Origin of the sequence: Trujillonella endophytica, assembly GCF_900110555.1 — a bacterium.
Classification (GTDB): domain Bacteria; phylum Actinomycetota; class Actinomycetes; order Mycobacteriales; family Geodermatophilaceae; genus Trujillonella; species Trujillonella endophytica.
This window is the reverse complement of sequence record NZ_FOEE01000014.1, coordinates 138,537-147,054: the sequence shown is the minus strand read 5'-3', so window position 1 is coordinate 147,054 and position 8,518 is coordinate 138,537. Positions and strand designations below refer to the sequence as shown.

Genomic DNA, 8,518 nt, shown 5'->3' with positions numbered 1-8,518 from the left:
CGCCCTCGGCGGCCACCCGCGCCCGATGCCGGTAGAACGTCCGCGGCTCGACCCCGTTGACCCGGCACCACTCCGCGACGTTCTCGATCGGCACGCCGACCTGCAACGTCGCATCCAGCAGCTTCATGACTGGCGCTCGCTTCCCCACACCACCTCATCGGCGTTGTGATGATCAAGCGACACATGTCATGAGACTTCAGGACTGACAGATGTCCTCGGACTCAACACGCAGGAAACCTGCGCTCCGGCACTCCGTCACAGGCGGCCGAGGCCCAGCAGCGTGACGTCGTCCGTACCCGGCGGGTCGAGGGCGGCGAGGACGACGTCGAGCAGGGCCGACACGTCCCGCCCGCCCCGCTCCGCCGCCGACCGCAGCGCGGCCAGCCCGGCGTCCACCGCCTCGCCGCGGCGCTCGACCAGCCCGTCGCTGAACAGCAGCAGCCGCTCCTCCCCGGCCAACTGCAGGCGCGTCTCGGCGTAGGTGGCGGCGTCCACCAGGCCGAGCGCCGGGCCCCGCCCGGCCGTCAGGAACCCGGTCGCCGTGGAGAGCACCGGCAGGTGGCCGGCGCGGGCCACCGCCACCGCGCCCGACGCCGGGTCCAGCTCCGCGACGACCGCGGTCGCCATCTCCCCCGGCAGCAGGGTGGTGAGCAGCCGGTTCAGCTCCCCCAGCGCGGCCCCGGGCCCGAGGTCGCGCAGCAGCATCGCGCGCAGGGCGTGCCGCACCTGCGCGGTGACCGCCGCCGCGCCCAGCCCGTGCCCGGCGACGTCACCGAGCACCAGCGACACCCGGCCGCTGGGCAGCGGCACCAGGTCGTACCAGTCGCCGCCGACGACATCGTCCGCGCTGGGCAGGTAGCGGGCCGCGAGGTCGACGCCGGGCACCTTCGGCAGCGCGTCGAGCAGCAGGGTCCGCTGCAGGACGGCGGCCATCCGGTTGTCCTGCTCGGCGCGCGCCCGCCCGACGACGGCGACCTGCTCCCCCAGCGCCCGCGCGGCGGCGACCTCGTGCGCCCGCCAGGGCCGGGCGGTGCCGCGCACGACCTCCGTCCACGCCTCGAACGACCGCCGCGGCGACAGCCGGCCGCCCGGGGCGATCTCCTTCTCGTGCGGATTGCCGCCCCACGTCACCTCGCGCGGGGTCTCCGGCCGGAACCAGGCGAGGAAGTCCCCGGCCCCGAGGCCGACCGCGAGCACCCCGGCGGCGGTGCCCGCCAGGTCGGCGGCCCCGGGAAGCGCCCGGGGCAGCGCGTCGGTGACCGGTGTCCCCGCGGCCAGCAGCCCCTCCACCAGCGGACCGACCCGCTCCGCCGGCGGCGTCGCGCCCAGCAGCCGCAGCCGCCCGTCCAGCCGCACCGCGGCGCCGCCGGCGGGCAGCAGGTCCAGCACGGTGGGCCGCCCGGCGTCCCCGCCGTCGGTCAGCGCCGGCAGCGGGGTGCGGCCCGCGCGCCCGACGGCGGCGACGAGGTCCGCGGAGCGCTGGGCGACGCCGACGACGTCGTGGGTCTCGCCCGCGTCGACCGCGGTGTGCAGGAGCAGCGAGGCGGTGCGGCCGAGGAACTCGGCGGCCACCCGGTCGGCGGCGGAGGGGCGGCGCGGACCGGCGTAGTGGTGGCAGGCGATGAGCCCCCAGAGCCGGCCGCGGTCGATCAGCGACACCGACATCGAGGCGACCACGCCCATGTTGGCCAGGTACTCCAGGTGCACCGGCGAGACGCTGCGCAGCCCGGCGTCCGAGAGATCCAACGACCGCCCGGTGCCCGGCACGATCGCCGGCTCCAGCGGCACCCGGGCGTAGCCGGCGTCGGGGATCAGCCGCAGCCACTGGGTGGCGTACAGCGCCCGGGCCTGGGCGGGGATGTCGGCGGCCGGGAACCACAGGCCCAGGAACGGCTCGAGGTCCGCGCGCCGGTCCTCGGCGACCACCTCCCCGTTCCAGTCGCGGTCGAAGCGGTACACCATCACCCGGTCGAAGCCGGTGAGGTCCCGGACGTCACGGGCGAGCACGCCGGTGAGCGCCGCCAGGCCACCGGCACCCGAGAGCCGCTGCAGCACCGCGGGCAGCCGGCGGTGCCAGGCAGGCCCCGCCTCGGCCGCCCCCGCCAGCGGTTCCCACTCGGTGATCAGCAGCCCGTCGGCGCGGTGCGCCACCAGGTCGACGGCGCCGCCGGGCAGGTCCAGCCGGAGGGGGTTCAGCTCGGCGAGGTCGCCCGCCAGCCCGGTCCGGAGCCGGTCCAGCTCGGCCGGGCCCAGCAGGTCGGCCAGGGTGCGCCCGGCCGGCTCCGCCCCGAACAGGGCCCCTGCATTCGCCGAGGCGACGACGACGGCGAGGTCGGGCTCGGTGACGGCCAGCAGCGCGCCGTGCGGCTGGATCGCGCCGGGGACGGCGATCGGCTCGTCCGCGCAGCGCGCGAGGGCGTCGGCGAGGGTGCGCCCGGCCGGGGTCACCGCGGAAGCCTAGGAGCCCGAGCCCGAGCCCGAGCCCGAGCCCCCGTCGGCGCGATCGGCCCGCTCCACGATCGGCACGGCCAGGTGCAGGTCGAGCAGGTCGATGACCAGGCGCACCGGGCGGTTGCCGGCCGGGCAGACGACCTGCAGCCCGACGCCGACGTCCGCGGTGTGCCGCGCGGTGCGGGCGAGCTGCCGGGCGCCGGTGGAGTCGAGGAAGGTGGTCTCGCTCAGGTCCACGACGAGCGACCGGGCCCCGGACGCGAGCGCGTCGGCCACCGCGTCGCCGAACTGCGGGGAGGTCGCGATGTCGAGCTCACCCCGGACCCGCAGCGTCGGACGCCCGTCGACGGTGAGGTGCTGGACCTCGAACTGCACGACTCCCAGCCTTCCGCCGCTCTGCGGGCCGCCTCTGTTTGCTCACAGGCCGCTCGACACCTGACCACACCGTATGCGTCGCCCGCGGCGCCCCTCGCGGGTGGTGCCCCGTCGAGCCTCGGGAACGAGCCGGGCCCGCAGGCGAGTGCCCGCGGGCCCGGTCGGTGCTGCGTGCCTACTCGGTGATGGTGGCGGTCTCCCGCTTGACCGTCACCGGCTCGGCGAGGCGCTGCTCGTCGACGACCTTCTGCAGGCGGTCGACCGTCTCCTCGATGCCGGCGCCGAGGCGCTTGCCCGGGGTGAACGTGGCCGGCAGGTGCTTGAGACCGTTGATGACGCCGACCGTGTCGTAGTGCACGGCGCCGTCGGGGTCGCAGACGAAGTCCGGCATCCGGTCCAGGACCGCCTTGAGCATGGTCTTGAAGGTGGCGCGAGCGACGTTGGAGCCGATGCAGCGGTGCACGCCCAGGCCGAAGGACGCGTGCCGGTTGCCCTTGCGGTCCAGCTTGATCTCGTGCGGGTCCTCGAAGACGGTCGCGTCGCGGTTGGCCATCGCCCACGACAGCCAGAGCCGGTCGCCCTCCTTGAACTGCACGCCGTGGATCTCGGCGTCCATCGCCACGGTCCGCCCGTCGCCGGGGGCCGGCGTGTAGAAGCGGAGGAACTCCTCGGTCGCGCTGTCGCGAAGCTCCTCCCACTCGGCGATCAGCCGGGCGCGCTGGTCGGGGTGCTCCGACAGCCACTCCAGCGAGTGCGCCGTCAGCGCCGTGGTGGTGTCGAAGCCGCCGCCGAGCAGCAGGCCGACGGTGCCGAGGATGTCCATGTCCTCGGGCTTGCGCCCGGTGATGTCGGCGTTGATCAGGGCGTTGACCAGGCCGGGCCGGGGGTTGGCGCGGATGTCGGCGATGTAGCCGAACGACCGCATCCCCATGACCATCTGCTGCTCGTTGATGCGCTCCATCTCCGGCGTGCCCGGCTTGGTGTAGACGGCCGCGTGGATCGGCTCGACGTAGGTCTCGTAGTCGTTCATCGGGAAGCCCAGCATCGCCATGGTCAGCACCGCGGGGACGACGTTGGCCAGGTCGTCGACGAAGTCGATCCGACCGGTCTCGATCACCTCGTCCAGCGCCGCGCGGGTGATCTCGTCGATCACCGGCTGCCACCGCGCGACCGCCGCCGGCGACAGGTAGGGGTTCAGGGCGTTGCGGTAGTGCCGCTGCGCGGGCGGGTCCATGCCGAGGAACTGGCCGCCGAGGCTGCCGGGTCCGCCGGCCATCCGCTGGCGGACCTCGATCGCCGGCGACGGGATGGAGATGCCCCGGTAGCCCTTGCGCTCGTTGTACGGGTCGTCGTCGTTGGACAGGACGTCCGCGCGGCGGGCGGTGTCGAACAGCTCCTGGTTGCCCGAGACGAACCAGTAGCCGCCGTGGGTGTCGTTCCAGGCGATGGGCTTGGTCGCGTGGAACTCGTCGGCGAGCCGCTCGAACTCGAGCCGGTACTGGTCGCCGTGCCGGTCGAGCTCGATCCGGAGTGCGCTGCGGTCGTCCGTGGGGCGGACGGAGTCATCGACGGTCATGCGGAGGTCTCCCGATCGTGGGGGTTCGGTGGGGCGGGATGGGTCGCCGTCGCTGCGGGACGGCGACCCGACGGATTCAGCTGGGGGTGCCGGCGGTGTCCTTGCGCGCGGTGACGGGCTCGGCGAGGCGCTGCTCGTCGACGACCGCCTGCAGCGTGGCGATGGTCTCCGCCAGGCCCGGGCCGAGGCGCTTGCCCGGGGTGAAGGTGGCCGGCAGGTGCTTGAGGCCGTTGATGACGCCGACGGTGTCGTAGTGCACCGCGCCCGCGGGGTCGCAGACGAAGTCCGGCATCCGGTCCAGGACCGCCTTGAGCATGGTCTTGAAGGTGGCGCGGGCGACGTTGGAGCCGATGCACCGGTGCACGCCGAGGCCGAAGGACGCGTGCCGGTTGCCCTTGCGGTCGAGCTTGATCTCGTGCGGGTCCTCGAAGACGGTCGCGTCGCGGTTGGCCATCGCCCAGGACAGCCAGAGGCGCTCGCCCTCCTTGAACTGCACGCCGTGGATCTCGGCGTCCATCGCGATCGTGCGGCCGTCGCCGGGCGCCGGGGTGTAGAAGCGGAGGAACTCCTCGGTCGCGCTGTCGCGCAGCTCCTCCCAGTCGCGGATCAGTCGCTCCCGCTGGTCGGGGTGCTCGGACAGCCACTCCAGCGAGTGCGCCGTCAGCGCCGTCGTCGTGTCGAAGCCGCCGCCGATCAGCAGGGACACGGCGCCGAACACGTCGAAGTCCTCGGGCTTGCGCCCGGTGATGTCGGCCTTGATCAGGGCGTCGACCAGGCCGGGCCGGGGGTTGGCGCGGATGTCGGCGATGTAGCCGAACGTCCGGCCGGCCATCTCGATCAGCCCCTCGACCACGCGGTCCATCTCCGGCGTGCCCGGCTTGGTGTAGACCTGCGCGTGGATGGGCTCGACGTAGGTCTCGTAGTCGTCGATCGGGAAGCCCAGCATCGCCATGGTCAGCACGGCGGGGACGATGTTGGCCAGGTCGTCGACGAAGTCGATCCGGCCGGTCTCGATCACCTCGTCGAGCGCGGCGCGGGTGATCTCGTCGAGCACCGGCTGCCACCGCGCCACCGCCGCCGGCGACAGGTACGCGTTGAGCGCGTTGCGGTAGTGCCGCTGCACGGGCGGGTCGAGCATCAGGAAGTTGCCGCCGAGGGACCCGGGAGGGCCGGACTGCGCCTTGGCCTGCTCGGGGTCCAGGCCCGGGATGGTGATGCCCTGGTAGCCCTTCCGGTCACCGTGCGGGTCGCTGTCGTTGGACAGCACGTCGGCGCGCCGGGCGGTGTCGAACAGCTCCTGGTTGCCCGAGACGAACCAGTAGCCGCCGTGGGTGTCGTTGAACGCGATCGGGGCGCGCGCGTGCAGGTCGTCGGACCAGCGGACGAAGTCCGTCCGGTACTCGTCGCCGTGCCGGTCGAGCTCGATCACCGCAGGCGCGCGGTCCTTCGGCGCTGCTGCGCTTGCTTCGTCGACGCTCACGAATGCTCCTCCTCGATCGGTGGCGACCACCCGAGTCCGGACGCCGCGCGGCCCGGGACCTCCCGTGACCGCTCCCACACTTCGATGAAAGAGTATCGATCGAAACGTCAACCGCAAAGCCCGACCGCGGGGCGTCGCCCGGAGGCCGCCCCGCTCCGCCGCCGGGGCACTCAGTCCGCGGCGCGCAACCAGTCGACGGCGGCGCCACGGAACCGGGACAGCCCCTTGTACTCGGCCACGTCCTCCGGCAGCTCCGCCAGCACCACCCCCAGCCGGCGCCGCCAGGCCGGCACCGCGGCGAGCTCCCGCAGCGAGAGCAGGTACGTCCGGATGAGGAAGCAGACCGCGTTCGAGACCCCCAGGCGGATCAGGTGCTGCACCTCGACCCGCAGGTGCAGGCGATCGGGCAGGGCCGGGTCGTCGACGACCAGCCGGCGGTCGCGCGCCCACACCGGATAGGTCTCGGTGGAGGTGTCCAGCCGGCGGTCGACGGTCATCGTCCAGTTGGTGCGCCGGTACTCCTGCCCCGGCTGCAGGCGCATGAGGAACTGCTCGGCGCGCTGGACGACGCCGGCCTCGTGCACCCGCGGCACCGGTCCGTGCACCTCGAGGAAGCGCATGCCGACGTCGAAGCCCATCGACCAGTCGGCGGCGAAGGTGACCAGCCCGGCATCGGCCCACAGGGACCCCTCGCGCTGGTCGAGCAGGACGACGTCCTCCTGGATCTGGCTGCCCAGCAGGGCGAGCGGCCCGCCGGGGAGGGAGTCGTCGTCCCCCACCGTGAACGACGTCGAGGTGGCGGTCAGGTCGTTGCGCCAGCTCCACCGGTCGCCGCGGACGCGCAGCGCGGTGACGCCGGGCAGGGTGGCGGCGAGTTCCGGCAGCAGGGTGGTCAGCGCGTCCCACGCGGCGACGCGCATGTGCGGCAACTGCTGGCACCGGGTCGGGTCGGCGGCCAGCACCTCGCGGCGCAGGGCCAGCTCGGTCGCGTACTCGCCGTCGACGTCCAGGACGCCGGCTCCCCAGGTGCCGGCCTCGGTCGCCGCCACCCGGCGGGCCGGCTCGACGTTGGTCGAGTACCGGTAGCTGTCGGCGGCGAAGGGGAACGGGAAGCGGGTGGTCCGCTCGGGGAGGAGGACGGCGGTCACAGGTCGAGCTCCAGTTCGTCGTCGGCGCAGCGCGAGACGCAGGCCATGACCGCGTCCCCGGCGGCGCGCTCGGGCTCTGCGAGGTAGAGGTCGCGGTGCAGCGGCCGGCCCGCGGTCACCGGGAGCCGGCACTCGCCGCACACGCCCTGCCGGCACATGCTCGGGACGGCGACCCCCGCGGCCTCCAGTGCGGCGAGCAGGCTGGTCCCCGCCGGCACCGGCACCCGGAGGCCGCTGCGGGCCAGCCGCGCCACGAACGGCTCCCCCGGGTCGAGGTCGGCGGCCGAGAACCGCTCGGCGTGCACCCGGTCGGCCGGCCAGCCGAGGGCGCCGGCGGTGTCCTCGACGAACGCGATGAGCGGTGCCGGGCCGCACACGTGCACGTGGGTGCCCAGCGGGCGGTCGGCGAGCACCGACCCGATCCGGGCGAGCAGCTCCGCGGTGTCCTCGTGCACGCCGAGCCGGTCGCCGCACAGCGCGTGCAGCTCGGCCAGGTGCGCTCCGGCACCCGGGCGGTGCCCGTAGAGCAGCTCGAAGGACCTGCCCCACCGGACGGCGGCGCGGGCGTGCGACAGCAGCGGCGTGATGCCGATGCCCCCGGCGACCAGCACCGCGTGCCGGGCCGTGGACACCGGCGCGAAGGCGCTGCGCGGCCCGGTGGCCGTCACCCGGTCGCCGGCCCGCCAGCGGTGCACCGCGGCCGAGCCACCGGCGCCGTCGGGACACAGCAGCACCGAGATCCGGTACTCGGCGGCGGGCATCCCGTCGCCGGTGAGGGAGTAGGCGTTGCGCCGCCCGCCGCAGTCGAGCACGAGGTGGCTGCCGGGCGGGTGTCCCGGCAGCAGCCCGCCGCCGGGGCGGCGCAGGGTCAGCGTGCGGATGCCCGGCGCGGCGTCGGCGACGGCGGAGACCTCGAGCACCAGCCGCGCCTGCTCCCCCGCTCCCGTCGCGGCCGGCGCCGGCAGGACCGCGGTCACGGGAGCTCCTCGGCGTCGACCTGGAACCCGAGGTGGGCACCCCGCCGGCGGGAGACGTGCGCGTAGACGTGCAGCCGCCGGCCGCACCCCCGGCAGCGGACCTCGCCCGACACCGGCTGCGTCGTCTCGGTGGTGTCGCGGCAGTGCGCGCACCAGACCCGGCGGCGCCGGGTGCTGGTGACCGCCACCCCGATCTCGGAGTCCAGCGCGCCCAGCCCGGTGGCGACGGCGCGGGCGGCGAGGACGTCGACCTCGGGGCCGGCGAGCAGCAGCCGCCAGCCGACGCGGGCTCCCCCGACCTCGGCCGCGAGCAGCTGCAGCGTGGCGTCGTCGGCGCGGGCCGCGGTGTGCGCCCACACCGGGACCCCCGGCCGCACCGCGGCGCGCCACCGCTGGACGTGCGCCGCCCCCCGGGCGCCCAGGCCCAGCAGCGCCAGCCGGCGCGCGACGGGGTCGACCGCCGGAACGGCGGCCGGCCACCGCGGAACGCTGGTGTGCGCGGCGCCCACGC

General features: G+C 74.9%; 7 protein-coding genes. All 7 read right to left on the bottom strand.

The features are described from left to right. Positions 1–255 precede the first annotated feature (255 nt). The 7 genes from BMY88_RS19405 to BMY88_RS19375 all read right to left on the bottom strand — a co-directional run bounded on the left by BMY88_RS19405 (position 256) and on the right by BMY88_RS19375 (position 8,516). Positions 256–2,448, bottom strand: a complete 2,193-nt coding sequence (locus BMY88_RS19405; RefSeq protein ID WP_091947574.1) for a SpoIIE family protein phosphatase — start codon at positions 2,446–2,448, stop codon at positions 256–258. A gap of 9 nt (positions 2,449–2,457) precedes the next feature. Continuing rightward, complete coding sequence (locus BMY88_RS19400) at positions 2,458–2,826, bottom strand: STAS domain-containing protein (protein WP_091947572.1); 369 nt, start codon at positions 2,824–2,826, stop codon at positions 2,458–2,460. A 175-nt stretch (positions 2,827–3,001) separates the two neighbouring features. Then, the gene (locus tag BMY88_RS19395) at positions 3,002–4,402 is read right to left on the bottom strand and encodes a cytochrome P450 (RefSeq protein WP_091947569.1); all 1,401 of its coding nucleotides are present in this window, start codon (positions 4,400–4,402) and stop codon (positions 3,002–3,004) included. A gap of 76 nt (positions 4,403–4,478) precedes the next feature. Further along, entirely contained in the window at positions 4,479–5,882 is a 1,404-nt protein-coding gene (locus BMY88_RS19390) for a cytochrome P450 (protein ID WP_091947565.1), read from the bottom strand. A 170-nt stretch (positions 5,883–6,052) separates the two neighbouring features. Further along, entirely contained in the window at positions 6,053–7,030 is a 978-nt protein-coding gene (locus tag BMY88_RS19385; protein ID WP_091947562.1) for a heme-dependent oxidative N-demethylase family protein, read from the bottom strand. Further along, positions 7,027–8,007 (bottom strand): PDR/VanB family oxidoreductase, encoded by a 981-nt coding sequence (locus BMY88_RS19380; protein WP_091947560.1) that lies wholly within the window; start codon positions 8,005–8,007, stop codon positions 7,027–7,029. The genes BMY88_RS19385 and BMY88_RS19380 overlap by 4 nt, the downstream gene beginning before the upstream one ends. Further along, on the bottom strand, positions 8,004–8,516 hold the full coding sequence (locus BMY88_RS19375; protein WP_091947557.1) for a dimethylamine monooxygenase subunit DmmA family protein: 513 nt from the start codon (positions 8,514–8,516) through the stop codon (positions 8,004–8,006). Before BMY88_RS19375 ends, BMY88_RS19380 begins: the two co-directional genes overlap by 4 nt. Positions 8,517–8,518 lie beyond the last annotated feature (2 nt).